Below are 24,672 nucleotides of genomic sequence, written 5' to 3'. Positions count from 1 at the left end.
TATTTTTTAAAGTTTGGCTTTAACCTGCCATGGATATTAACGTCCATGGCACTTCTTATACTTCGTACCACTTCCGCATGGACAAGGATCATTACGACCTATTTTTGAAGCTTCGTGACCTGATGAAGTAGTTTGCTGTAAACTTATTTCTCTTGTTTTTTGTCTGATTTTTTGGGCATCATCAAAGATATGAGCATTTTTATCACTCTTCTTGAGAGGGGCTTCTACTTTAAAGTACTGAGCATTTTCATAAGAGCTACTCTTACTAATCTCAACAAATAAGCCTGCAACTTTAGGTGAGTCAATTGATAAAGCGAAGGCTTTTGCTTTGTCCTTTATCATATTCCAATCTACAGATTTGCCTTTGCTTTTCATAAAAACAAATAGAGGTTGACCATTATAAAAAAACACAAAGAAGCGCTCTGAACGGCTCTCTACAGTGCATTTCATTCTTGACATTAAGTCAGCAAAATCATTGCGAGCTTGTTTATCGTAGTTACGAATTAGACTATCGGCAGCAAGCCATCCCTTTGCACGGTTAGTATCGAGTGATTCTAGTAGCTCCAGAAGTTCATCTGGGAACTCCTGTGTTGGAATTAGATTGTTTTCCCATTCCTTCCCTGAAAAAAAACTGTCGATCACAGTATTCGTATCGCTTAATATGGCAAAACTTTCTTGATTATTAGTCAGCTGTTTTTTAAGGTATTCATCAAAGCGGTTTATCTTTATATAGGCTCCTAGATGATCTATCTCATCAAACAAATAGCCTCGTTTTATTCCTGCTACTGCCTGTCGTACTTCCATATAATGTGTAAAGACTCCTGATGTCGGTAAAATACGCCTTAAAACAAATAGGTCATCTATCGACATTGACACAAATGCATGCTTACCAAGAATTGGCTGTATTTGAGGTAGCTCCTTACAAAAAGAGGCTAATGGAGAAAGTGATTCTACAGTCAATCCGATAGGAATCATAACCCGGAAGTCAGAGTATCGGATTCGACCACACTCTTTATACTTACCCTTTTCTAAAGTATACAGTGAAACTTCATCTGCTGATTTAAGGTATTTAAAAAAGCGCTCACATTGTTCGTAAGCCTTAATAATCAGATCCTTAACTGACTGCGCGTGACGTTCAAAATCAAGTTCTGGAGAAGCAATTGTTGCTGCCGCTCCAGATTTAGCTTCAACTAGATAAAGCACATCATCAACAACAATTAAAGTATCATTTTCAACCCATTTCCCAGTCATAGGGTCTTTATAATAAACTTCTTGAAATACTGTAGCTCCAGGCAACTGCTCTGTAAGAATATCATGAAATGCCTCTTCGCTCATCACCTTCTGACGATCGTTAAATAATTTACTATAACTAGTATTTCTTTGTAATAAATTAAAAAGAAGTGACCGATACCCTGAATCTCGGATAAAACAATAGTCAATAGCATAATACTCTTGACCAAGTTTAATTAGCGGTTTTTTACGCGCAGGGAGAGTTCTGAATGGGGTTCCTGAAAAATCGCCTTGAGAAAAAAAATCTTTTTCTTCGCCGCGTTTGTATGCTAAATCTTCCAGAAGTTTAGATGGTAGATCGGTATGGCGTGTGACATTCGAGACCCCTCCATAAAACAGATTGTCTATTGCAAGTGCAGCTAAATTTGACTGACCTACATTTTCTGAAATCCAGCCCTTGATGGCCTCTTCAAAAGTCTGCCCTCTTTCCAAAGAAAGTTTTTTTGCTTCTTGGGAAAATTCCATTATCTCCTTTATGGCATTTCCATGGCCCACACGAGCGGCATTAGCAATGCTTTGAAAGCCTTTTGCTACCTCGGTAGAGCCAACTCCATAATGCTCTTTCAAAACATCGTCATGCGGTGCGAGTACATAATTATAAAACTCTTCTTCTAGAACCTGATAGCGGTTCCCTCTAAGAGAAACCCATGAAGATTTTATGTGATACTCTATATCTGATGTGTTTGAACCAAATTCCTTATTTTTTGATATGGCAGATGAACGCGCTGCGAAGCACATAGACAGATTCCGTAGCTTGGAGCTAAGATCAAACAGTTTTGTACATTTGGACTCGTCAAATTCAACTTTATCTAAGCCAATATCTGATGCCAATACGGCATGAACATACTCAAGAAGAAACTGTATTTCACTAGTTGAGTTAACTGAACCATCAATATCTGCATCTTTAATACTGACCAGCAAGCGTCGAGATTGGATATACCCTAGAAGCTCTTCTGGTGGCATGGAAACTATCAAGGTACGCATCTCAGCAGCAGTAGCTTTCATTTCTTCCATTAGAAAGGCAACATTCTGTTCTTGTTCAGAAAATATTGAGTTCATGATAATTAACTATTCCCTTAGATATTAATAAAGTGTTTGTATACAAGAGCAAATAAAATAGGCTAATTGGAAAATGGCTCTACGTTTGATCTTTGTTTCCGAGTTGCTGTTTTATGGCGATGTAGCTCCCATGTTAACTGAGCTACTGACGTTGCCATCACAGCCATTTCTTGCTTCAACTGGTCATTTTCAGCTTTTAGACGCTTGCTGCTATTTTCGAGCGCATCGTTCTTTTTCTTATCAGAATGCTTTTTACGTTCAGCTACGTTGGTCTTTTTAGCTACCTCTGGATTTGGGTGGTATCGTGCTTTCTCATCCCTAACCATCTCTAGGATTGCAGGGTGATTTTTACACGAACCGTTGGCGACACCAGCCCGCTTTTCCACTGCAAAAGGGCTGATCTTCTTGCCTTCTTTTTTAAGCTCATCAAATGCTTTTAGCAGCTTAGCTCTTACGTTTGCCATTACAAATCTCCTAGCTCGAATCGCTCAAATGCTATGTTATGGTCTTTCATAACTTTCTCAGCAGCACGAATGTCGGTGAGTTCTCGTGCCAAAGTGTTTTGGTTGTAGAACCCCATTTCTTTCATTTGCTGAATTTTACCCGCAATGTGTTTGTGTCTCGCTTGCCATCGCAAGGCTTCATCATGGTTGATATTTAGGTTTTCACAATCTCGCCCTATACAAGTAGACGCTTCAAATAAGTGGGTCATCTTGCATTGGAAACCTGCAAAGCATCGACCATAGCCTGTCGTTTTGTTAGCGCCTTTAGTCTCTTTGGCGAGCTTTTCAAATTGTTCACCAGTTAAGACCTTTGGATCACCTTCAAACGCTTTCATGAATCCACCAGATTGTTTCTCTGGATGGTCTAGCATGTCTCGCAAATAAATTTTGTGACTTTCCATTTCAGCGTCTTCTACGGCCTTTTTAACACTGGCTGGATTTTCTATGCCTAACAGGGTTAAAACCTCTGTATGGCTAGCATAGATCGCTGTCATAGATAAACTGATATGCTTGAATTGATGCTTTAATGCGGCAAGTGTTACAAGACCATTCCCAACGACAAAGTGAGCGAAGGTTCTGCGCAGAGAGTGGGTTGAAAAATGCCAGTAAAATGAGCCATCTTCTCGCTTTCTAACAGGGTTGAATTGATCTGGAATAACAGGGTTTAACAAACGATAAATCTCGTCCATTTCTTCTGGGACATAGTTAATATCAAGGTGCTTTGAATGAATTTTGAAGAGGGCACGAAGCCCAGATTCATTCAAAATAACGCTATTTAGTTGCGTTGAAATGTTTTCACCTGATCTACTAATACCATCCATTGCAAATCTAGGAGACTCATGAATATCGCCTTTTTGGGTACGATAATCGTCATTTAGTTCTGTTAAAACTTTCAGGGCTTTTTCGCAGATGGGCGCACAAGCCCACGAATCTTCTCTTGGAAGTTTTTCAAGCTTTCTTGTCCAAGATCGTAATGTGCATAACACCATGCCATCAAGGTCAACTTCTTTATATGAGCTTGAATCAATTTGTGTTAATTCGCTAATACGCATACCAGTGAAAGCAGAGATCGTCAGAAAACAAGCCCCTTCTATAGCACGAAACGCATCCACCGCATTGCGCTCTGTTAGGCGATATTTTTTTGCGTACTTCTTAACATCACGAAGGTCTTCCAACTTGCTATACGCTGCTTCCACATCGCTAATCAAACGTCCCATGAGTTGCTCATAAATGGCTGGAATCACGGTTGGGTGGTGTCCTTGGCCACTAGATGAATACTGCTTAGCGATTTGCGCTAGGCTTTTTCCTTCTGGAATCCCTAGTGAAAAATGGCGATTATCAGGAAAGTGATTGTTAAGCTGTGTTAAAACGCTAAATGCTTCTAGATAAAGCTTTGTGCTTTTTTCGCTATGTTTTTTTTGCTCATGCAAAATTTGAGTGAATACCAACTCGTTGCTTAGGAAGGAAAAAGACTTCACGGAGGAGCCTTTAAATACTCTCAAGCAAGCATTTGCTCTCTTAGCTATATTTTGGCATTGACTAAACTTTCGGAAAGTCTTATCCCCCATGTGTAGCAGTTCGCCTTTTGATCCCCATATTAAGAAGTAGATGCGTTGCTTTAGTTCAAGCAGTAATTCAGGCTGATGCTTATCCGAATGAAAGTTTATTTGGTAAACTGATTTTATTTCTCTCGTAAGGTTAAAAAATGCATTGAAGTCCCAAATGTCATCTCGAAAATAAGAGACAGGTTGAGCTTCCTTATTAATACTCACCACCGTATCGTCATCGGGCATAACAAACTCACCTGACTCACGTTTTTGTGGTAATGCGTATTGATCAAACAATTCAAAGTCGTTGCTAACGCTATACATTGTCTACCCTCTGAAAATATCCATAATTGAGTTCTCGTCCCACAAAGGGTGACACTCTCGTTCCAGCATTTTCATTGCAGCTTTTAGATGAGTTTTTTTAAAACGAGCTTTTAGGGCGTTGAGATTGGCTTTGATCTCACCGAAATTGGTGATGAAGTGTTCGATATTTTGATGCAGCATCATGGCTTCATTTAAGCGCTTTTCAAATGATAAAAGCCGCCAAATATCGTGTGGTACATCCACTATCCCTAAATTGGAACAGCCAAAGCACTTCACTACAAATCCACAACCTAAATTACCTTTATCTTCGTTAGATAAGACGCCACTGGCCTCGGCAATTTTCTGAAAGTCTTTCTTTTGCGGAGTCTCTGCGCCTTTACAAAAGCCGCCATTAACAACCTTTACAATTTGATTTTCTGTGTCGCTTTCTTTTAAAGCGATCCACTCATCCTGAGAAATCACTGCATTCGCTGCCTCTTTAGCCTTTGCCACCGCGACAACAGTACCGCCAGTTGGGTTTAACCCTACGTTGTGCAAAGCACTTAAACCAAGTGCCAGTTGGCTTCTAGCCTCGCCCTTAGTGACTTTTCCATACTTAGCATAGTCATACGTCCCCACAGCATTTCGTGTATTAGAAGCTGCCTGAATGCGTCCTAGCTTCTGCTCTGCATATTGTTTGATAGAGGATTTTAAGAGATTACAATTCAGGCGAAATTCAGGGTTTTCTTTAATTAAATTCTGAAGGCGTTTAGAGTGCTTCGGCAGAAACTCTTGTGCATACCTAAATAGGCTCTTAACAGGAGGGGCGTTACCGTTAACTTTTCTAAAAAGGAAGTGCTTGTCTAGTCCAAGTGAAATTGAATGAGCTTTAGAAAGTTTTAGATGAGACTCAAAAAAACTCTTACAAGACGCTCTAGGGGTAAATGTACGTTGCTCAACGGTATTTGTGCGTGTCTTGAAGCCTTCTATGCTGATACGGCCAGCTCCTGACGTTTGAACAGTCCATTCGTCATCCAAAAACATATTTAGGGTTTCTGTTTGACCAGTGCCAAGATAGTAAATAGTTAAAAACACGGCGTTATAAACCAATTTATCAAAGGCCAGATTTCTTTCATATTGCGAGAGCGAAGCATCTTGATAGCGCCTCAACAACAGGGTGCGGTTTTCTAACAACGCTAACGCAATAGAACGTAGTTGCTTTGTGGTGTAGTTATCAGAATCCAATGAGGCAGAGTGCGTATTAAGGTTACGCGCCCCTTTGGGAATCGTGCCTAAGCCACATTTTTTACAGATTGAATTCAGGTTTGATCCTATCCAGCCAAGACTCTTTGCACTAATTTGTTTACCGTGAATCCCAATACCCTTGCTTGCCATGGATAAATAGTTTGCATGGATGTACCGAGTACAAGTGTCAGGAGAAAACGCCACCTTTGACTTCTTTCTATCATCTTGACTTTCATAGGCATAACGCAAAACCATCCTGATTGATCGAAAATGATGTACCTTTGAAGTATCCGCCCAACCAGATAATTCAAACTTGGAAATCAGTAAGCGGATATGCTCATCTGTGGCATACGCTTTAAATTCATTAAAATCACAGGTTGAATTGCCGCCGCCGCCATCCTTCCACACATACTTCCATTTTGTGATGACCTTCAACGTATTGTCAGAGAGCATCTGGCTCGTGGGTATCGAGCGGTAAGAACGAGCGTTGTCACCATTCATGGAATCCGTCACTAAACCACCTCATCCTTTAGCAAGTTCATTGTAATTTCTGGTATTAGGTTTTTCTCAGGATTGCCTTCATAGTGTTTGAGGTACAACATAGTTGTATCAAGGTCTTTATGCCCCATTTCATTTTTTAGTAATGTCAGCGCTTGTATCATAGACAAGCCTTCTATGTTTGCTAAAGACTCTAGTTTGTTTGCTCCAAAAGTGGCTCTACAATCATGCTGTTTATGGTTGAAGTGTGGATTGCTATTTTCCCTTATGGCTGCACGAAGCTTAGCCCATTGCGTATTGATGCTTTGTGTCGTAAACATGCCTCCATCCTTGTTAATAAAAGCAGGAGCGGAAACGTCACCAGTGTTCATGAAGTACAACTGTTTTCTTTTTAGATAGCGCTCACTTTGAAAATAAACGTCCATTTTCTCCAATAACCAGATAGGCATGGATATTTGACGATTAACGCTGTACTTAGTCTTACAGTCGTGATCAGGACCGATCCAAATACCCGTTAAGGTTTTTCCTGTAAACCCTTTGGGAATAGCGAAATGTCTTGGCTTTATGTCGGTTATTTCAATAGAGCGCAAACCTGAACACAACGCCACGGAAATCATCAAACGAAATTCAAGCGACAAGCCATTACAATGCCAATTATCACGTACATGCTGTAAATCGAGTTCATTTAAAGGCTGTAGGTTTGTTTCTCTTGATGCGCCTCGTATAGAACAGTCAGTAAGAACTTGCCCGTACTTTGTATGACCAGTCACAGCAAATGGTAACTCTGATGTGTAGCCATGCCGATAGCAAAACAGATAAAAGCGCCTTACTACTGACATTGCAGCAACCGCAACGGATCGTTTTAAATTCCCATTATCAATTTCACGAAGCAGAAAGGCTCTATAGAGGAAGATTGGTTGTCGTTGTAATTCTTCATGCTGATCATTCCAAGATAAATGGTTTGATCCAAGGAATCGGAAATATCTCAATAGATGGAAGCAAGTAGGTTTTATGTCTTTGACACCCTCAATAACCCGACGACTCATTATGTAGGCGTTTGCTTCAAATACTGGATTGCCCTCACTGGTAAACAGCATGAACACACCTTTGTGTGACATTGGGTGCTCAACGCCGAATGATAAAGTTTCACTATCCGCTTCAATACGAATAGAGCCTATATCTATCGTTTTTTCTGTTTCAACAAGGTGATAAAAATGTTCCATTATCAATCAACTCCATACCATCTAACTTTTAGTATAGGAGTTAATCTAGTTTTATGAAAGTTACTTTATATAAGTGTTAATCTAATTATAACTACTTAGCATGTAAGTTGAATGTAAAAAAAACACCGTAGTCATTCCGGTGTTTTTTGCAATGTAAGGTAATTCAAGTGTAACGATATTTAGCGCACACCGGCTGCATGCGCCACCAATTGCCGCTTAATCATCGGCGAAGACTGACACAGTTTTAGCCCCATGTTGCGTAGCTGCACCACAATCGGCTGTTGTGTAGTGAACATGCGTTTAAAGGCTTCCATCGATGCGGACATGGCAATGTTGTCGAGCATACGCGCACGCTGGTAGCGACGTAGGATTTTCAATGAGCCAATTGCCTCTCCACGTTGATGTGCTTTGATCAAAATCGGCACTAGCGCACTGACATCGGCAAACCCCAGGTTCGCCCCTTGCCCTGCTAATGGGTGAATCGTATGGGCCGCATCGCCAATCAAAACTAAGCCCTCTTGCACATATTGTTTCGCATGACGCTGACGCAATGGAATCGCCATACGCGGTACCGTAATCGATAACGCTGCAAAACGGCGATTGATGGCGTAGGTTAAACGCTTGCAGAAATCAGCTTCGTCTAGGGCGACCAATTGCTCAGCATCTTCTGGCGCTACCGACCAAACAATCGACACATAGTGCTTATCGTCCACGCTTGGTAGGGGTAAGAACGCTAAGATGCCTTCTTCGCCAAACGCTTGCCAAGCAGTGCTTTCATGGGGCTGATCGATCTCCACCGTGGTGACGATGGCATGATGGCCGTAATCCCACTCAATGGTGTCAAAACCATTTTGCTGACGCAGTTGTGAATTGGCGCCATCGGCAGCGATCAAGACCGCGCCTTGTAATTGACGATCTGACGCCAAGTCAATTTCCACGCCCGCTTCCGTATGACGCTGAGCAGCGACGCTGTCGTCAAAATACAGATCAATACCACGGGTATCGTGTACGCTTTTCATCAAGGCATCGCACAACACGGTGTTTTCCACAAGCTGACCTAAATCGCCCGCCTGTTGATAATTTGCATCGAAATCCACATATCCATCCCCAAGTCCGTCCCAAACCGCCATTTTATGGTACGGCGCGAGACGATTTTGCGCGATACGTTGCCACGCACCCGCTTCTTCGAGCAGTTGTTGGGATAACTTTGAAATAGCACTCACACGCGCATCGTAGGCAGGCGGTGTGGATAAGGTATAGCGACCAGAGTGCTTATCAATCAAGGCGACGGTGAGCCCCTTTTGCGCGGTTAAAACGGCGGTTAATGCGCCCACCATACCGGCACCCACAATGATTACATCGTATTCTCTGGCCATGCCAAACCTCTACTACAACTTAATGAGACGCCATTAAGGCTTTCGATGCCATTAAGGCTTCAATTTCATGAATTTCTTTTGCTAACCCTTGGGTCAGTACGTAGGGACCGTCTTCGCGGATGAGAATGTCATCCTCAATACGAATGCCAATACCACGCCACTTAGGATCCACATTTTCATTATCAGCGTTGACGTACAAACCTGGCTCTAGGGTGACCACCATACCTGCTTCAAACGGACGCGATTCACCGTTGATCTTGTAACGGCCACAATCGTGTACATCCAAACCCAGCCAGTGGCCAGTATTGTGCATATAAAACTCGCGGTAGGCCTTGTTCTCAATCAGCTCTTCCACAGAACCTTTCAACAAGCCAAGCTCGACCAAGCCCTTGGTCAGCACTGCGACCGCGGCATTATGGAAGTCTTCGTAAGGTTTGCCGACCTGCATATGGGTCATGGCTTCGTGGTAAGCATCCAGCACTAATTGGTATAGCTGAGCTTGCGGTTCGCTGAATTTGCCATTGGCTGGGAAGGTACGGGTAATGTCTGAGGCGTAGCAGCCTAATTCACCACCGGCGTCGATCAAAATCAGATCGCCGTCTTCGATTTTTTCATCGTTTTTGATGTAGTGCAGTACGCAGGCATTACTGCCGGAGGCCACGATGTTGTTGTACGCTGGCACGCGCGCACCATTCTTCATAAAGATATAGTTCAGCTCGGCTTCCAGTTCGTATTCCATCATGCCAGGCTTCACCGCCTGCATCGCAGCAATATGGGCCTGGACACTGATGTGCGCGGCACGCTCCATGATTTCAATCTCGCCAATATCCTTGATCAGGCGCATTTCATGTAAGGTATCACTTAAATCCACTAGATTCGTAGGCGCCACAGCACCTTGACGAGCCTTAGCTGCTAGCTGATCACGCCAATGCAGCACTTGATCACGCTGATATTCATCAGCCATCAACACAGCGACGTGTTCCGTGCCATCCAACAGCTCTAACGCCAAATCATCTAGCTCATCCAGCTCCACCGCTTGGTCTAAACCAAAGGTTTGCATAGCGCCAGTGATACCATGACGGAAGCCATCCCATTGCTCACGCTCTGGGTCTTTGGGCAATACCGCCATATGGCTTTCGCCTGACGGTAGGATAAACACCACTGCATTGGGCTCTTTAAAGCCGGTTAAGTAAAAGAAGCTGGAATGCGCTCGAAACTCGTACTCACAATCGTTGTTACGGGTGACCATTTCACCGGAGCGTAGCACCGCAACGGCGTTCTCTAGGCCGAGGTTATTCATCAAACGCTGACGGCGTTCACGATAAATTTCTTTCGATAAGTTCATTCCCTACTCCTTTTACACCACAATGGGGTGATTAATGGAAAAGCGGTGCTTGGCCTGCATTACTGTCATCTGATGGCGAATGGTGCTCGGAATACAGCATCATGGCGGACAAACGTACGTATTCAACCAATTCAGTTAGGTCATTATCATTGTCGTTGTTGTCTTCCAGATCCGCCATATCCGCTTGCATCGCCGAGATGTTAGCGAAGTCCTGCAGCACTTGTTTGGCATCGTCCGACAAGTTTGGTTTATGACCCGACAAGCCATAGCCTGCTAGAAATCCGTGCGCCCATTGCGACAAGGTGGTACCACGCTCACTGAGTGGCGCATCGTCATCGCTGATACAAGGCACGAGGGCGTATTCGCCGTTTTGGTACAGGGCAATGGTCGACTGGTACAGTTCAACAATGGCAGCACGGCTGGCGTCTTCTTTCCAGCCTTCGATATCGCAGAACTCTGCCACCATGGTGAGCCAGTCTTCTAATGGCAAACCCACACCAGACGCTAGGTAGCCACACAATTGACCGTGCAGTTCAGCGGGTGACGCAGAAATGGATTCGGTGACAAATACGTCGGCGATCAGATCAAAATCCAGCGCATCGAGTAACATTTCAGTGGACATGCAAAGCAACCTTTAAATTCAACAAAAAACAAAGCCGTACCAAAGGCACGGCTCGCTATCACTTATATGAGGATCACCTAGGGTGACTTCAAGTTTAACCTAAGTGTTTCAAACCCGCTTCAAGGGTTTGTAGAATCAATGTGTTGATCGTCATTGGACCAACGCCACCAGGCACTGGTGTCACGGCGCTGGCACGCTCGTATAGAGGTCCCAATTCGATATCGCCGATACCACCAGGATGGTAACCAGCGTCCACAACCACCGCACCGTCTTTGATCCAATCTGCTTTGATTAGTTCAGGCTTCCCTACTGCACCAACGATGATGTCTGCTTGTTTGACAATCTCAGACAAGCCTTGTGTACGTGAGTGACAGATGGTCACTGTGGCATTGGCATTCAATAGCATCATAGCCATTGGTTTACCAAGGATCGGACTGCGACCCACTACCACGGCATGTTTGCCTTCTAGAGGAATGTTGTACGCCTGTAGCAAACGCATCACACCCGCTGGAGTGGCTGCGCCGTATGCTGGCTCTTTCATCGCCATGCGGCCAAAGCCAAGACAGGTCACACCATCAACGTCTTTGTGCGCTGCGATCGCATCGAAACAGGCGCGCTCGTTGATCTGTGCTGGCACAGGGTGTTGTAACAAAATACCGTGAACATCAGGATTTGCGTTAAGTTCTTCGATCTTCGCAAGCAATTCGTCAGTCGTGGTGGTTTCTGGTAGCTCAATCGCAAGAGAGTCCATTCCGACACGGCGGCAAGCATTGCCTTTCATTTTCACGTATGTCGCAGAAGCAGGGTCCGCGCCTACTAGAATTGTAGCCAGAATCGGGGTACCGCCGGTACGTTCTTTTAGTTCAGCAACTTGTTTTGCTAAACGCTCGTCGGTCTCTATCGCGCATTGTTTGCCGTCAAGAACCAGTGCAGCCATGAATGAACTCCTGCAAAAAATATTCGGTGGTTGAGTGAGGGACGGCGATTATATCCTATTATCGGAAGAATGCCGCCCCCATGTATGCAAATAGCCGCTATTTATTCTTTCATTTCCTTGCAACTGGCTCGATATGGTCTACCAAAAGCTGCAAATTACGCTGTCCACGAAATTCATTGATGTCTAATTTGTAGACCAACTTTGCCTGTTGTGCAGTATTTGGCCAGACCGACAGATCACAAAAGAAGTGAATGCCGTCCACCAATAGGCCAGTTTTCGGATCCCGCAGGGTGAGTTTAAGGTGCTTCTCACCGACAATACGCTGTTGCAGCAGTTCAAACTCACCATCAAAACAAGGCTCAGGAAACGCTTGCCCCCATGGCCCTGCCACACGCAGCTGCTCAGCAAATTCCAAACTAAAATCTTCTGGCGCGAGTTCACCGTCCGTATAGATAGTGGCTTCTAACTGCTCCGGTGTGACCCACTCTTCAATAATGGCGTCAAATGCCTTGGCAAACTCTTCGTAATGCTGTGCCTTAATTGACATCCCCGCCGCCATGGCATGACCACCAAATTTGGTCAGGATATGCGGGTAGCGCTTCGCCAACAGATCCAAGGCATCACGAATATGCACCCCAGGAATCGAGCGCGCTGAGCCTTTTAACGTTTCTTCATCTGCTTTGGCAAACGCTATCACAGGACGATGGCATTTTTCTTTCATCCGAGAGGCTAGGATACCGATCACCCCCTGGTGCCAGTCTTCGCGGTAGAAACACATGCCGTAAGGTAAATCCGTACCCGCATCTAATTCCGCTAACGAGCGCTCGGCCTGCTGCTTCATATCCGATTCGATGGCTTTACGTTCGCGGTTAAATTGATCCAATTGCTCCGCATAGGAGCGCGCCAGCATCACCTGCTCACTGAGCAAACATTCAATGCCAATCGACATATCGTCCAAGCGACCTGCGGCGTTAAGCCTCGGCCCCACCACAAAACCCAGATCGGTGGCTTTGACACGACTTGGATCACGACCACCGATTTCTAATAAGGCAAGGATGCCAGGACGCGCTTTCCCCGCTTGGATCCGCGCCAAGCCTTGCTGAACTAAAATGCGGTTATTGGCATCCAGTGGCACCACATCGGCCACAGTGCCGAGGGCGACTATGTCTAGATAGTCGGACATGTTCGGGCGTGGGATATGGGCTTTTTCAAACCATTGTCGCTCAGTCAGTACCGCACGCAGGGCCGACATCACATAGAAAATCACGCCCACACCCGCCAAGGCTTTACTAGGGAACTGACACAAAGGATGGCTTGGGTTCACAATCGCATCCGCTTGTGGCAGGGTATCTCCTGGCAAGTGGTGGTCAGTAACAATCACTTTCATACCAGCGGCTTTCGCGGCCGCCACCCCATCAATACTGGCAATGCCATTATCCACGGTCACTAACACATCCGCTTCCAGCTCTTGCACCAGTGCAACGATTTCAGGGGTCAGTCCGTAACCGTATTCAAAACGGTTGGGCACAATATATTGTGGTTCAATCGCCCCCATGGCCGTGAGTGCCAGAATCCCCAAGGTGGTCGAGGTGGCGCCGTCCGCATCAAAGTCGCCAACAATGACAATACGTTGCTCTTGTTCAATGGCATCGGCCAACAGCGTGGCGGCGTTTTGAATATCAAAAAACTGCTTTGGATGCTCAAGGCTGGTGAGTTTGTATTCCAGCTCCTCTGGCCCAGTGACGCCGCGGGCACGATAAATCCGCGCTAAGGTAGTGGGGAATTGCGGCGGGAAATGATTGGCCACCTCATGGGAAGGAGCTCGATTTACGATGCGCATAAAAACAATTAAGCCTTGCTTGAACAAACCAATGAAAGCGCCACTTTAACATACTTCTTCCTTGTTAAGCGGCACACCATGGTGGCGCAAACGCTCCGCTAAAATTTGCTGTCATAGGTGGCTTGCTTTAAACAGCCTTTTTTACCGGTAACATAGAGTTTTTTAGGATACGCAAGAAAGCGTTACATAAGCCGCTGCAGTTTGCAGGTTTAATGAATTTACTGCGCTGATAGTGCGTTTTTACGTCGCTTCTGAAACAAGCTCAGTTATCATCCACGCCCACTCACTATCCCATTTCATAAATATTAAAAGGTTGGTTTTATGAGCAATCAAGCCGCTACTGTGGGCCAAGGTGCATCAGGTCAACGCTTCGCGTTGGTGGCACTGACATCATTATTCTTCATGTGGGGTTTTATTACGTCACTGAACGATATTTTGATTCCCCATCTTAAATCTGTGTTCTCGCTAAACTACACACAAGCCATGTTGATCCAGCTGTGTTTCTTTGGTGCATACTTCCTAGTGTCTGTTCCGGCAGGTAACTTGGTGAAAAAAGTGGGCTTTCAACGCGGTCTAGGGATAGGACTGATGATTGCAGCCGCGGGTTGTTTATTGTTTATCGGCGCTGCTAAAGCACAAACTTACTGGGTGTTTCTAACAGCACTGTTCGTGTTGGCCTCTGGCATTACCATTCTACAGGTGGCGGCGAACCCATTAGTAACCATTATGGGGCCAGAAGACACTGCCTCTAGCCGCCTGACCATGACCCAAGCCTTCAACTCGCTAGGGACAACGGTTGCTCCTATCATTGGTAGCATCCTGATCTTCTCGGCTACCGCAGAATTCGCGACGAAAGCTCAAGAAGCAGAAAGCGTCATCGTGCCTTACTTTGGTTTGGCCATTGCCTTGATCGTGCTGGCACTGATCTTCACACGCATCTCTCTACCGACTCCAAACCTTGAAGAAGACGCTCAAGCCGGCAATGCACAAAGCAGCCTACTAGAATTCCGTCACTTGGTATTAGGTGCGGTGGCGATCTTTATGTACGTGGGTGCCGAAGTATCCGTGGGCAGTTTCTTGGTGAACTACTTCGGTCTAGAGAACATCGCAGGTCTACCTGAATCAGAAGCCGCACACTACATTGCTTACTACTGGGGCGGTGCTATGGTGGGTCGTTTTGCCGGTGCCATCCTAATGCAGAAAATTGCCGCAGGTAAATTGCTGGCATTTAACAGTGTCGCCGCAGCAGCGTTGATCGCGCTATCCATCTCAAGCGAAGGCGCCTTGGCGATGTACTCTATTTTGTTGGTGGGCCTATGTAACTCGATTATGTTCCCAACCATCTTTAGTTTGGCCCTAAAAGGTCTTGGCGTGAACACTAGCCGCGGCTCTGGTTTGCTGTGTCTTGCTATTGTTGGGGGTGCCATTGTCCCAGTGATGCAAGGTGGTCTAGCGGATAGCATTGGTTTGCAGATCTCCTTTGCACTACCAGTGATCTGTTACCTATACATCGCTTTCTACGGCCTAGTCGGCTCAAAAGTACGCCATTAACAGGTGTCTCGATAAAGCATTAAAAAAGCCCTTTTAGGTATTCCTAAAAGGGCTTTTTATTGGCTACTAAAAATGATGCTTTGCAATCAGCCACTACGCTTTCTTTGCGAACACAACCTTGTTACGTCCAGTGTGCTTCGCTTGATATAAGGCTTCATCTGCTCGGCTCAAGGCCTTAATCACACTCTCACCGACCTTCACCTCAGTCACACCGATACTGATCGTTGTGGCAATCGTCTCGCCCTGCTGTGTCATCAGAGTGGCCTCCGCTATGGCCCTACGAATTAGTTCTGCCACGTCTTTCATACTGGCAGGATGTTCGAGTATCACTAAAAACTCCTCTCCCCCCCAACGCGAGATAAGAGTAGGATATTTTGCTAATACCCCTTCAAGGGTACAGGCCACCAACTGCAGGTAAGCATCGCCATACTCATGACCATGCACATCGTTAATCTTCTTAAAATGATCCACATCCATCAGCATCAATGCCGGCGCATCCCAGGCTTTTTTCTCTAATTGCTGCTCTAAACCGCGTCGGTTTAATAAGCCCGTTAGTGGATCAGTGGTCGCCGCCAGCTCAAGCTTTACCGATAACTCTTGCAACGACTGGTTAAAACGTGAGGAGATGTACTCATAAATCGTCGATAAGAAGGCGATCAAAATAAACGAGTAGATAATGCGCGACTTAAGGTCTGGATGATAGCCCAAATGGTTAAAGGGTGTATCCACATAAAACAGGATAAAGACCAACGCCAGAATAAATAAAAAGACTTCTAACAGGCCCCGTTTCAATCCATGCAGGAACAGCGAAACCGGCGGAATACAATAGATCCAAACATGCCCCGTGCCATGAACGCCGCCACTGTAAACCAAATACAGCATCAGCGCATACAGGGGATATAAGATGACGTTGGCGGAAAATAGATAGTTCTTAGTGACGCGAAGATAAAGGTGATTTAGGGTATAAATCATCGCGATGGTCAGTAAACCACCACCGACTAACAGATTACCTTTTACAAGCGATAGCACGCCCAATGGCGCAGTAAACAGCACGCCCACCAAACAGAATAAATTGATAATAAAGGCGCGACGAGAGCTATTGGTGAATGAATGGTTTATCGCTCCCGCATTGAGAGTCGTCGCAAACCATTGTTTCCACTTCTGATGCCATGACATCGGGTTGCTCTTAGGCATGCTAAATAAGACTCACCTGTTCACTAAATCCACAAGACAATAGCTTAAAACTCAACCAACTGGATAGTAAAGTTTTATTATTTTGCTGGGTACAAACGTGACAATAACACTGGCACGGCGGTTTCTACTTTTAAAATACGATCGCCTAAATGCACCACTTGCATGCCCGCTGCGGTCCACTTTTCCATTTCAAACTCATTCCAGCCGCCTTCTGGGCCAATGGCCAAGACACAAGACTGTTGTAGATCGACAGGGCAAGACTCGGCCTGATAAGGATGTGCCACTAAACCCAAACGCCCTTCTAATATGGTCGGCAAAACGTCTTCGACAAACGGACGAAAACGGGTGTACTGATGCACTGTCGGTAGCACGGTATCACGGGCCTGTTCCAAGCCTTCAATAAGGTACTCATGAATCGACGCTTCTGTCAGCACCGGACTTTGCCAATAGCTTTTTTCGACCTTCGCCGAATGCAGCAAATGTACTGTCTTGACCCCCATCGCCGTGATGTTCATCAAGGTGCGTTTGAGCATGTTAGGGCGTGGCAAAGCCAACACCAACTCCATCGGTAAGGCCTTTGGCGGTTGAATCGCTAACTGACCAAGGGTTACTTGCCAATGTTCAAGATCAAGCACCGCATCACCAATCAAGCCATTGAGCAAGCCGACACGTAAGGTGTCACCATGGGCTTTTTTTAGTACCTTGGCAATGTGCTCTTGTTGACGAGCATTGAGTTGGTAAACAGAGTCAGACAACGCCTGATCAGAGGCAAGCAAGATTAGGTTCATAGGCAGGATAAACCAGACAAAAGGAAGGAATAACGGGTAAGCAGATGGCCTGCTTACCCGAATAGAGCTTAGATGTGCTTAGCAACAAAGCCTTGTACAGCAGATAGATCGTTGTCGATCACTTCGTACGCTTCTTCACGCTCAAACAGATCTTTCATGTGCTCAGGTAGACTTGGAGACTGACAACCCGCTTTTTCCACTGCTTCAGGGAATTTCACTGGGTGCGCCGTAGCCAAGGTAATCATTGGCACAGACTTGTCTTTCCAACACTTACGTGCCGCTTCAAGACCGATCGCTGTATGTGGATCAAGCAAGTACTGAGTCGCGTTGAAGACTTCAGAAATCACTTCACAAGTACGCGCATCGTCTACTTTGTAGCTATCGAAGTTCGCTTTCACAAATGACCAAGCGTCATCGTTTAGCGTGACATCGCCAGCATTGAAACGAGCCATTAGATCCGCTAGCGCAGCGCTGTCACGACCGTGGGCATCGAACAATAGACGCTCGAAGTTACTCGACACCATGATGTCCATACTTGGCGACAGCGTTACGTTCAGTGCGTGACGGCTCATATCGTTCGCTGCGATGGTACGGTGTAGGATATCGTTCTGGTTAGTCGCGACCACTAGCTGATCAATTGGCAAGCCCATTTGCTTCGCCAAGTAACCGGCAAAAATGTCACCAAAGTTACCCGTCGGAACAGAGAACGACACTTTACGGTGCGGACCACCCACTGCCAACGCAGAAGAGAAGTAGTAAACGATCTGCGCCATGATGCGCGCCCAGTTGATCGAGTTGACTGCGCCCAATTTCGCGCCTTTCAAGAAGGATTGATCAGCAAAGCTTGATTTCACCATGCCCTGACAGTCGTCGAAGTTACCTTTCACCGCGATGTTGAAAACATTGTCATCGATGACAGTAGTCATTTGACGACGCTGTACTTCAGATACGCGCTGGTACGGGTGCAGAATAAAGATATCTAGATGCTCAGAGTGACGGCAACCTTCGATCGCCGCAGAACCTGTGTCACCAGAGGTCGCGCCTAGGATCACTAGCTTCTCGCCACGTTGACCTAGTACGTAGTCCATTAGACGGCCTAGCAATTGCAGAGCGAAGTCTTTAAACGCCAACGTTGGGCCACGGAACAATTCCAACACCCATTCGTTGTTGTCCGTTTGCACCATAGGCGCAACCGCAGAGTGATTGAAGCCAGCGTAGGCTTCATCAATCATGCGTTTGAATTCTTGCTCAGGAATTTCGCCTTCTACAAATGGCCACATCACTTTGAACGCCAATTCTTGGTAGCTCAAAGACGCCCAAGAAGCGATTTCTTCTTGTGAGTAAGTTGGCAACTGCTCTGGTACGTAAAGACCACCGTCGCTTGCCAAACCGGCCAATAGTACATCGCCAAAGCTTAATGCAGGAGCTTGGCCACGAGTCGAAATGTATTTCATTACTTGGTCCTCTTACGCCAGATTTTCAACACGGATACGTTGTACTGGACCCGCTACATCTGGCAAAGCTTCGATTGCTGCAATGGCAGCATTCATATTGCGTTCTTTCACATCATGGGTCATCACAACTAGCGGTACTAGATCAGTACCTTCACGCTGGATCACAGACTCAATGCTGATACCGTTGTTCGATAGAATTTGTGTGATGTTCGCCAACACACCTGCGCGGTCTTGGATCTTCATGTTCAAGAAGAAACCACATTCCACTTCTTCGATTGGCAACATGTTCACCTGAGACAACTGCTCTGGTTGGAACGCTAAGTGTGGTACACGGTTGGTTGGATCAGCCGTTAGCGTACGTGCCACATCAATGATGTCAGCCACCACAGAAGAACCCGTTGGCATAGCGCCAGCACCGGCACCGTAAGTCAACGTTGGACCTACCGCATCGCCTTTTACCATGACAGCGTTCATTACGCCGTTCACGTTAGCAAGCAAGGTTTTTTGTGAAATCAACGTTGGGTGTACACGCAATTCAACACCTGCAGAAGTACGACGAGCGATACCTAGGTGTTTGATGGCATAACCCAGCTCACGGGCATAAGACACGTCTTCTGCCGTGATGCGGCTGATGCCTTCGGTGTAAGTTTTTTCAAATTGTAGCGGAATGCCGTAGGCAATCGACGCTAGGATGGTTAGCTTGTGCGCCGCATCGATACCTTCTACGTCAAAGGTTGGGTCCGCTTCAGCGTAGCCTAGTGCTTGCGCTTCTTTTAGCACGTCTTCAAAAGCACGACCTTTTTCGCTCATTTCAGTCATGATGAAGTTGCCAGTACCATTGATGATACCTGCTAGCCATTCAATCTTGTTGGCAGATAGACCTTCACGCAGCGACTTGATGATTGGAATACCACCCGCTACCGCAGCTTCAAAGGCAACCATAACGCCTTTTTCTTGCGCCTTAGCGAAAATTTCGTTGCCGTGTACTGCGATCAACGCTTTGTTCGCAGTGACTACGTGTTTACCATTTTCAATCGCGGTCATCACTAACTCAAGGGCTACCGTTGTGCCGCCAATCAGCTCAACAACGATATCAACCTCAGGGTTGTTTGCCACATCAAAAATATCACTCGTGGTGTTAATGTCAGTGGTGTCACAGGTAGGGTTAACTTGACGTGCAGCAATTTGCTCAACAACAATGCTACGGCCAACACGTCGTGTAATTTCCTCTGCGTTGTTACGCAGGATGTTAAACGTACCGGAACCTACTGTTCCAAGCCCACAAATTCCGACTTTTACCGGTTTCAAAACGATACCCCACAACTGACGGTTCTAATAATTTTGTTAACGCTAAATATAAAGCGATTTAGGTGTCCAAGGATTATACCGACAGTAGCGCATAAACCCAACGTCGAAAAGCCTGAACTACGCCATAGTTTGGTAGATTATTTGTCGAAATAACTAAAGGTTCAGTTCTTTCGCCAACTCTTTGGCTGGGAGGTATCCAGGAATGAACTTACCATTGTCCAAAATGATACTTGGCGTACCACGCACACCCACAGCATTACCCAAACGATATTGGCTTGCCACAGGGTTGGTACATTTGTTTTCAGGTACTTCTTTGCCTAATTTTGCCGCCGTCATCCATTTTTTCGGATCGTCAGAACACCAAATATTGACCATTTGATTGTAGGCTTCAGAACCGACGCCAGCGCGAGGGTAAGCAAGGTAGCGCACGGTAATGCCCTGCTCATTTAGCTCATCGATTTCTTTGTGCAACATGCGACAGTAACCGCAGGTAATGTCCGTAAAGACAGAGATATGGGCTTTCTCGTTGGCCGCCTTGAACACCACCATTTCGGATTCGGGGATTTGCTCGATCTTAGCCAGTTTCTTTTGCTCAGTTTCATTGACCAAGTTCTGACCGTCTACCTGATACAGATCGCCCGCGACAAAATACTTACCATCTGCCGTTACATGCAGGATCGGGCCATTGTTCAAGGTCACCACATACAAACCACTGCCCGCGTGGGCGTCGATGGATTCAATGGTGTATTGCGGCAAGGTATTTGCCATGGCGTCACGGACTTCTTGCTCACCCGCTTGTACTTGAGTCATCCCGAATAGTGTCAAAGCGAGTGCTGACACCGTCTTGGCTACATATCCCATATCCACCTCTGTTCTCTATGATTGCTCCATTAGGCCATCATACCCTGATGAAGTTCCATAAAAAAAGGCGACCGAGGTCGCCTTTTTTTAGTTCTACGGAGAGATTAGCGCTTAGCCAATTTCTCTTTGATACGTGCAGATTTACCTGAACGATCACGTAGGAAGTAGATTTTCGCCTGACGAACGTCACCGCGACGTTTCACTTCAATGCTATCAACTAGTGGGCTGTAAGTTTGGAATGCACGCTCAACGCCTACACCACTAGAGATTTTACGTACTGTGAAAGCAGAGTTTAGGCCACGGTTGCGTTTTGCAATTACAACACCTTCGTAAGCCTGTAGACGCTCACGAGTACCTTCTTTAACTTTTACTTGAACAACAACAGTATCACCAGGGCCGAACGCTGGGATCTCTTTTGTCATTTGTTCTGATTCAAGTTGTTGAATCAGTTTAGTTTTATTGCTCATGGATGTGACTCCTAATGAATATGGTTTCTTATCAGCGCGAAGGTTTAACGTTCTGACAAGCTCGTGATTCTTACTCTGCCGAGGTTGAAACTTCAGTTTCACGAATAAACTCTTTTAACAACTCTTGCTGTTCCTTGTCCAACTCAAGGTCTTGCAGGAGGTCAGGCCGACGTTGCCAAGTTCTTCCGAGCTTTTGCTTTAATCGCCAGCGCCGTATCGCCTCATGGTTGCCACTAAGTAGTACAGGTGGTACAGGTTCACCTTCAAGTACCTCGGGGCGAGTATAGTGAGGGCAATCAAGTAATCCATCGGCAAACGAATCTTCGTCTGCTGAGGCTTGCTTACCAAGCACTCCCGGTACCATGCGAAAGACAGCGTCCATCAGCACCATAGCCGGTAACTCTCCACCACTTAGGACAAAGTCGCCAATCGACCATTCTTCATCAACCTGAGATTGAATCAAACGCTCATCAACGCCTTCATAACGGCCTGCTACCAGAATAAATTCTGCTTCTTTAGCAAGCTGTTGCACGCCTTCCTGTGTGAGCGTGCGCCCCTGAGGGGATAGATAAATAACTTTTGCATTGGGAACCCATTGTCTGGCGCTCTCAATCGCATCTTTTAGGGGCTGAACTTTCATCAGCATCCCTGGGCCACCACCATAAGGACGGTCATCGACCGTTTTGTGTTTGTCGTACGCAAAGGCGCGAGGATTAAAAAAATCCACTTCGACAATGCCAGATTTGACAGCTCTGCCCGTTACACCATGCTGGGTAATGGCTTGAAACATCTCTGGAAACAGCGTCACAACACCGATTCGCACGCTAGGCCTCGTTCGATCTATTTAGAAGTCTGGATCCCAGTCCACAACCATTTCTTGCTTTTCTAAATCGATGTTTAGAATAAACTGATCCGGTGCGTAGGGAATCAAACGCTCTTCACGATCGTAACTGCCCTCACAAGCTCGTACCACCAACACATCATTTGCGCCGGTTTCCATCATTTGTGAGACCTTACCTAGAAGAACACCCTCTTTGGTAATCACCTTTAGACCTTCTAGCTGCGACCAGTAATATTCACCGTCCTCAAGCTTAGGAAGATCTTTTGCATCAATATAGATATCCAAACCACAGATCTCTTTAACAAGATCGCGATCGTTATATCCTTTAATTGCTGCCACCAAACCGCGCCCTTGGGTGCGACCTTGGCTTAGTTCTATGACTTTCCACCCACTAGGAGTTTTCAGCCACCAATGCTTGTAATCAAAGATTCCAGTCATTGGCTCGGTGTGGGAATACAACTTAACCCACCCTTTAACACCATAAACTGATGTAATGCGTCCCACTACAAGCGCCTGCTCAGGAGCTTTCGCCTGCTTTAACGTAGACATAGCATTACCTCAGTATTAAGCGTTTTTGCCAGCTTCTTTAACAAGCTGAGCAACACGGTCAGAAAGCTGAGCGCCTTGGCCTACCCAGTGATTTACACGGTCTAGGTCAACACGTAGACGTTCTTCTTGACCACGAGCAACTGGGTTAAAGAAACCTACGCGCTCGATAAAACGACCATCACGTGCACGACGGCTGTCTGCCACGCTCAAGTGATAGAATGGGCGCTTCTTAGAGCCACCACGAGAAAGACGAATAGTTACCATATGATTGGTTCCTTATTGCTTAACGAAACACCTCTTGTCGGCCTCTTTATGAGACCTACTACAAGAAGGCGGCATATTCTAGTCGATTCGACCGAAAAACAAAAGGGCGAATTGATCGCCCTTTAAACATTTTTTCATTCTAAGCACATGTCTTAGAATTTCGGGAAGTTCCCGCCGCCAGGAAAACCACCTGGCATCATTCCACCCAAGCCGCGCATCATTTTCTTCATGCCGCCTGCTGAGCTGAATTTCTTCATCATTTTCTGCATTTGCTTATGTTGTTTCAACAAACGGTTTAGATCTTGGATCTGTAAACCCGCACCGGCAGAAATACGTTTCTTACGTGAACCATTGATCGCATCTGGGTTGCGACGTTCATCTGGCGTCATGGAATTAATCAAGGCCTCCATTTGCACGAACATTTTATCGTTCACTTTATCCTGGATATCGCCCAGCTGCCCCATTCCCGGAAGCTTGTCCAACATAGAGGCCATACCGCCCATGTTTTTCATTTGCTGCAACTGCTCACGGAAGTCTTCTAAATCGAAGCTTTTACCTTTTTTAAGTTTGCCCGCTAGCTTTTCAGCTTTTTCTTTGTCGATCTTCTGCTCTGCTTGCTCGATCAACGACAGCATGTCACCCATGCCTAGGATTCGAGACGCCAAACGATCTGGGTGGAACGGTTCTAAGGCATCGGTTTTCTCGCCCACACCCAAGAACTTGATCGGTTTACCGGTAATGTGACGTACCGACAGTGCTGCACCACCGCGGGCATCACCGTCGGTCTTGGTTAGGATGACACCGGTTAACGGCAATACATCGCCAAAGGCTTTCGCTGTATTGGCCGCGTCCTGACCGGTCATGGCGTCGACCACAAACAGGGTTTCCACTGGATCAATCGCCGTATGTAACGCTTTGATCTCCGCCATCATATCTTCGTCGATGGCCAAACGACCTGCAGTATCGACGATCAAAACATCTTTGTGTGCTTTCTTCGCCACATCAATAGCGTTGTTGGCAATGTCGATTGGCTTTTGTGAAATATCACTTGGAATGAATTCCACACCCACGTCTTTAGCAAGGGTTTCTAGCTGCTTGATCGCTGCTGGACGGTACACGTCGGCACTGACCACTGCGACCGATTTCTTTTGACGCTCTTTTAGGAACTTTGCCAGTTTTGCTGCCGACGTGGTTTTACCCGCACCTTGAAGACCGGCTAGAAGAATAATCGCTGGTGGTTTAGCGCGCAGGTTCAGTTCATCATTGGCCTGCCCCATGACCGCTTCAAGCTCTTGCTTAACGATCTTTAGGAACACCTGACCAGGGCTTAAACTGCGAGTCACTTCGGTACCGACTGCACGCTCTTTCACCGCATTAATAAAGTCTTTTACAACGGGCAACGCGACGTCAGCTTCCAACAGCGCCATGCGCACTTCGCGCAATACATCTTTAATATTGTCTTCGGTGAGTTTGGCACGACCACGAATTCGGTCTAAGGATGACGTTAAACGTTCTGATAAATTGTCAAACATGTTGCCCTCAAAAATTTGCTCTAGATGGAAAAAACCGCGTTATTCAGTTTATCCAAGGTGAAATTGACTTTATTA

The 24,672-nt window shown here is 46.0% G+C and carries 21 protein-coding genes; 1 reads left to right on the top strand and 20 read right to left on the bottom strand.

The window, feature by feature from the left end; translation table 11 throughout:
- Positions 1–36 precede the first annotated feature (36 nt).
- From ACOSVP_RS15865 to recJ, 10 genes are all read right to left on the bottom strand, one after another.
- Positions 37–2,349, bottom strand: coding sequence for a YecA family protein (locus ACOSVP_RS15865; protein WP_487348458.1), 2,313 nt, complete (start codon positions 2,347–2,349; stop codon positions 37–39).
- Positions 2,350–2,411: 62 nt separating this feature from the next.
- On the bottom strand, positions 2,412–2,813 hold the full coding sequence (locus ACOSVP_RS15860) for a hypothetical protein (protein WP_487348457.1): 402 nt from the start codon (positions 2,811–2,813) through the stop codon (positions 2,412–2,414).
- Positions 2,813–4,723, bottom strand: coding sequence for a site-specific integrase (locus ACOSVP_RS15855; RefSeq protein WP_487348456.1), 1,911 nt, complete (start codon positions 4,721–4,723; stop codon positions 2,813–2,815). Before ACOSVP_RS15855 ends, ACOSVP_RS15860 begins: the two co-directional genes overlap by 1 nt.
- A 3-nt stretch (positions 4,724–4,726) precedes the next feature.
- A complete protein-coding gene (locus ACOSVP_RS15850; protein WP_487348455.1) occupies positions 4,727–6,460 on the bottom strand; it encodes a hypothetical protein in 1,734 nt (577 codons plus the stop codon).
- Positions 6,460–7,668: a site-specific integrase gene (locus ACOSVP_RS15845; RefSeq protein ID WP_487348454.1), complete on the bottom strand. Its 1,209-nt coding sequence runs from the start codon at positions 7,666–7,668 to the stop codon at positions 6,460–6,462. The genes ACOSVP_RS15850 and ACOSVP_RS15845 overlap by 1 nt, the downstream gene beginning before the upstream one ends.
- Positions 7,669–7,847: 179 nt before the next feature.
- Complete coding sequence (locus ACOSVP_RS15840; RefSeq protein WP_487348453.1) at positions 7,848–9,044, bottom strand: UbiH/UbiF/VisC/COQ6 family ubiquinone biosynthesis hydroxylase; 1,197 nt, start codon at positions 9,042–9,044, stop codon at positions 7,848–7,850.
- 19 nt (positions 9,045–9,063) lie between these two features.
- Positions 9,064–10,389, bottom strand: a complete 1,326-nt coding sequence (locus ACOSVP_RS15835; RefSeq protein ID WP_487348452.1) for an aminopeptidase P N-terminal domain-containing protein — start codon at positions 10,387–10,389, stop codon at positions 9,064–9,066.
- Positions 10,390–10,420: 31 nt separating this feature from the next.
- Positions 10,421–11,011: a UPF0149 family protein gene (locus ACOSVP_RS15830; RefSeq protein WP_487348451.1), complete on the bottom strand. Its 591-nt coding sequence runs from the start codon at positions 11,009–11,011 to the stop codon at positions 10,421–10,423.
- Positions 11,012–11,105: 94 nt separating this feature from the next.
- A complete protein-coding gene (gene folD, locus ACOSVP_RS15825) occupies positions 11,106–11,948 on the bottom strand; it encodes a bifunctional methylenetetrahydrofolate dehydrogenase/methenyltetrahydrofolate cyclohydrolase FolD (protein ID WP_487348450.1) in 843 nt (280 codons plus the stop codon).
- A 109-nt stretch (positions 11,949–12,057) separates the two neighbouring features.
- Complete coding sequence (gene recJ, locus ACOSVP_RS15820) at positions 12,058–13,788, bottom strand: single-stranded-DNA-specific exonuclease RecJ (protein ID WP_487348449.1); 1,731 nt, start codon at positions 13,786–13,788, stop codon at positions 12,058–12,060.
- 321 nt (positions 13,789–14,109) lie between these two features.
- On the opposite strand from recJ, the gene ACOSVP_RS15815 reads away from it, so the two are divergent.
- Entirely contained in the window at positions 14,110–15,339 is a 1,230-nt protein-coding gene (locus ACOSVP_RS15815; protein ID WP_487348448.1) for a sugar MFS transporter, read from the top strand.
- A 93-nt stretch (positions 15,340–15,432) separates the two neighbouring features.
- On the opposite strand, the gene ACOSVP_RS15810 is transcribed toward ACOSVP_RS15815, so the two are convergent.
- The 10 genes from ACOSVP_RS15810 to ffh form a co-directional block, all read right to left on the bottom strand.
- Positions 15,433–16,515 carry a GGDEF domain-containing protein gene (locus tag ACOSVP_RS15810; RefSeq protein WP_487348447.1) on the bottom strand — a complete coding sequence of 361 codons (1,083 nt, stop codon included), beginning with the start codon at positions 16,513–16,515 and terminating at the stop codon, positions 15,433–15,435.
- 95 nt (positions 16,516–16,610) lie between these two features.
- On the bottom strand, positions 16,611–17,321 hold the full coding sequence (locus tag ACOSVP_RS15805; RefSeq protein WP_487348446.1) for a 16S rRNA (uracil(1498)-N(3))-methyltransferase: 711 nt from the start codon (positions 17,319–17,321) through the stop codon (positions 16,611–16,613).
- Between the two features lie 68 nt (positions 17,322–17,389).
- Positions 17,390–18,775: a threonine synthase gene (gene thrC, locus ACOSVP_RS15800; RefSeq protein WP_487348445.1), complete on the bottom strand. Its 1,386-nt coding sequence runs from the start codon at positions 18,773–18,775 to the stop codon at positions 17,390–17,392.
- A gap of 12 nt (positions 18,776–18,787) precedes the next feature.
- Positions 18,788–20,083, bottom strand: coding sequence for a homoserine dehydrogenase (locus ACOSVP_RS15795; protein WP_487348444.1), 1,296 nt, complete (start codon positions 20,081–20,083; stop codon positions 18,788–18,790).
- Positions 20,084–20,236: 153 nt separating this feature from the next.
- Positions 20,237–20,944 (bottom strand): thioredoxin fold domain-containing protein, encoded by a 708-nt coding sequence (locus ACOSVP_RS15790; protein WP_487348443.1) that lies wholly within the window; start codon positions 20,942–20,944, stop codon positions 20,237–20,239.
- Between the two features lie 104 nt (positions 20,945–21,048).
- Entirely contained in the window at positions 21,049–21,411 is a 363-nt protein-coding gene (rplS, locus tag ACOSVP_RS15785; protein ID WP_487348442.1) for a 50S ribosomal protein L19, read from the bottom strand.
- 70 nt (positions 21,412–21,481) lie between these two features.
- Positions 21,482–22,234, bottom strand: coding sequence for a tRNA (guanosine(37)-N1)-methyltransferase TrmD (gene trmD / locus ACOSVP_RS15780; RefSeq protein ID WP_487348441.1), 753 nt, complete (start codon positions 22,232–22,234; stop codon positions 21,482–21,484).
- 21 nt (positions 22,235–22,255) lie between these two features.
- Positions 22,256–22,801 carry a ribosome maturation factor RimM gene (gene rimM / locus ACOSVP_RS15775; RefSeq protein ID WP_487348440.1) on the bottom strand — a complete coding sequence of 182 codons (546 nt, stop codon included), beginning with the start codon at positions 22,799–22,801 and terminating at the stop codon, positions 22,256–22,258.
- Between the two features lie 15 nt (positions 22,802–22,816).
- Positions 22,817–23,065, bottom strand: coding sequence for a 30S ribosomal protein S16 (gene rpsP / locus ACOSVP_RS15770; RefSeq protein ID WP_055464159.1), 249 nt, complete (start codon positions 23,063–23,065; stop codon positions 22,817–22,819).
- A gap of 152 nt (positions 23,066–23,217) precedes the next feature.
- Positions 23,218–24,597 (bottom strand): signal recognition particle protein, encoded by a 1,380-nt coding sequence (ffh, locus tag ACOSVP_RS15765; protein ID WP_487348439.1) that lies wholly within the window; start codon positions 24,595–24,597, stop codon positions 23,218–23,220.
- Between the last annotated feature and the right edge of the window lie 75 nt (positions 24,598–24,672).

The sequence above is a fragment of the Marinomonas sp. HM11-D genome (assembly GCF_057626615.1).
Note: the sequence above shows the minus strand (reverse complement) of the source record. Positions and strands in the feature narration are given on the sequence as shown.

What these genes read in the sequence shown, in the direction of transcription:
- rplS (WP_487348442.1), bottom strand. Translation starts at nt 21,411, where the DNA reads ATGAGCAATAAAACTAAACTGATTCAACAACTTGAATCAGAACAAATG.
- ACOSVP_RS15810 (WP_487348447.1), bottom strand. Translation starts at nt 16,515, where the DNA reads ATGTCATGGCATCAGAAGTGGAAACAATGGTTTGCGACGACTCTCAAT.
- recJ (WP_487348449.1), bottom strand. Translation starts at nt 13,788, where the DNA reads ATGCGCATCGTAAATCGAGCTCCTTCCCATGAGGTGGCCAATCATTTC.
- rpsP (WP_055464159.1), bottom strand. Translation starts at nt 23,065, where the DNA reads ATGGTAACTATTCGTCTTTCTCGTGGTGGCTCTAAGAAGCGCCCATTC.
- ffh (WP_487348439.1), bottom strand. Translation starts at nt 24,597, where the DNA reads ATGTTTGACAATTTATCAGAACGTTTAACGTCATCCTTAGACCGAATT.
- ACOSVP_RS15845 (WP_487348454.1), bottom strand. Translation starts at nt 7,668, where the DNA reads ATGGAACATTTTTATCACCTTGTTGAAACAGAAAAAACGATAGATATA.
- ACOSVP_RS15815 (WP_487348448.1), top strand. Translation starts at nt 14,110, where the DNA reads ATGAGCAATCAAGCCGCTACTGTGGGCCAAGGTGCATCAGGTCAACGC.
- ACOSVP_RS15805 (WP_487348446.1), bottom strand. Translation starts at nt 17,321, where the DNA reads ATGAACCTAATCTTGCTTGCCTCTGATCAGGCGTTGTCTGACTCTGTT.
- ACOSVP_RS15835 (WP_487348452.1), bottom strand. Translation starts at nt 10,389, where the DNA reads ATGAACTTATCGAAAGAAATTTATCGTGAACGCCGTCAGCGTTTGATG.
- ACOSVP_RS15865 (WP_487348458.1), bottom strand. Translation starts at nt 2,349, where the DNA reads ATGAACTCAATATTTTCTGAACAAGAACAGAATGTTGCCTTTCTAATG.
- rimM (WP_487348440.1), bottom strand. Translation starts at nt 22,801, where the DNA reads ATGTCTACGTTAAAGCAGGCGAAAGCTCCTGAGCAGGCGCTTGTAGTG.
- ACOSVP_RS15840 (WP_487348453.1), bottom strand. Translation starts at nt 9,044, where the DNA reads ATGGCCAGAGAATACGATGTAATCATTGTGGGTGCCGGTATGGTGGGC.
- folD (WP_487348450.1), bottom strand. Translation starts at nt 11,948, where the DNA reads ATGGCTGCACTGGTTCTTGACGGCAAACAATGCGCGATAGAGACCGAC.
- ACOSVP_RS15860 (WP_487348457.1), bottom strand. Translation starts at nt 2,813, where the DNA reads ATGGCAAACGTAAGAGCTAAGCTGCTAAAAGCATTTGATGAGCTTAAA.
- ACOSVP_RS15790 (WP_487348443.1), bottom strand. Translation starts at nt 20,944, where the DNA reads ATGGGATATGTAGCCAAGACGGTGTCAGCACTCGCTTTGACACTATTC.
- ACOSVP_RS15830 (WP_487348451.1), bottom strand. Translation starts at nt 11,011, where the DNA reads ATGTCCACTGAAATGTTACTCGATGCGCTGGATTTTGATCTGATCGCC.
- ACOSVP_RS15855 (WP_487348456.1), bottom strand. Translation starts at nt 4,723, where the DNA reads ATGTATAGCGTTAGCAACGACTTTGAATTGTTTGATCAATACGCATTA.
- thrC (WP_487348445.1), bottom strand. Translation starts at nt 18,775, where the DNA reads ATGAAATACATTTCGACTCGTGGCCAAGCTCCTGCATTAAGCTTTGGC.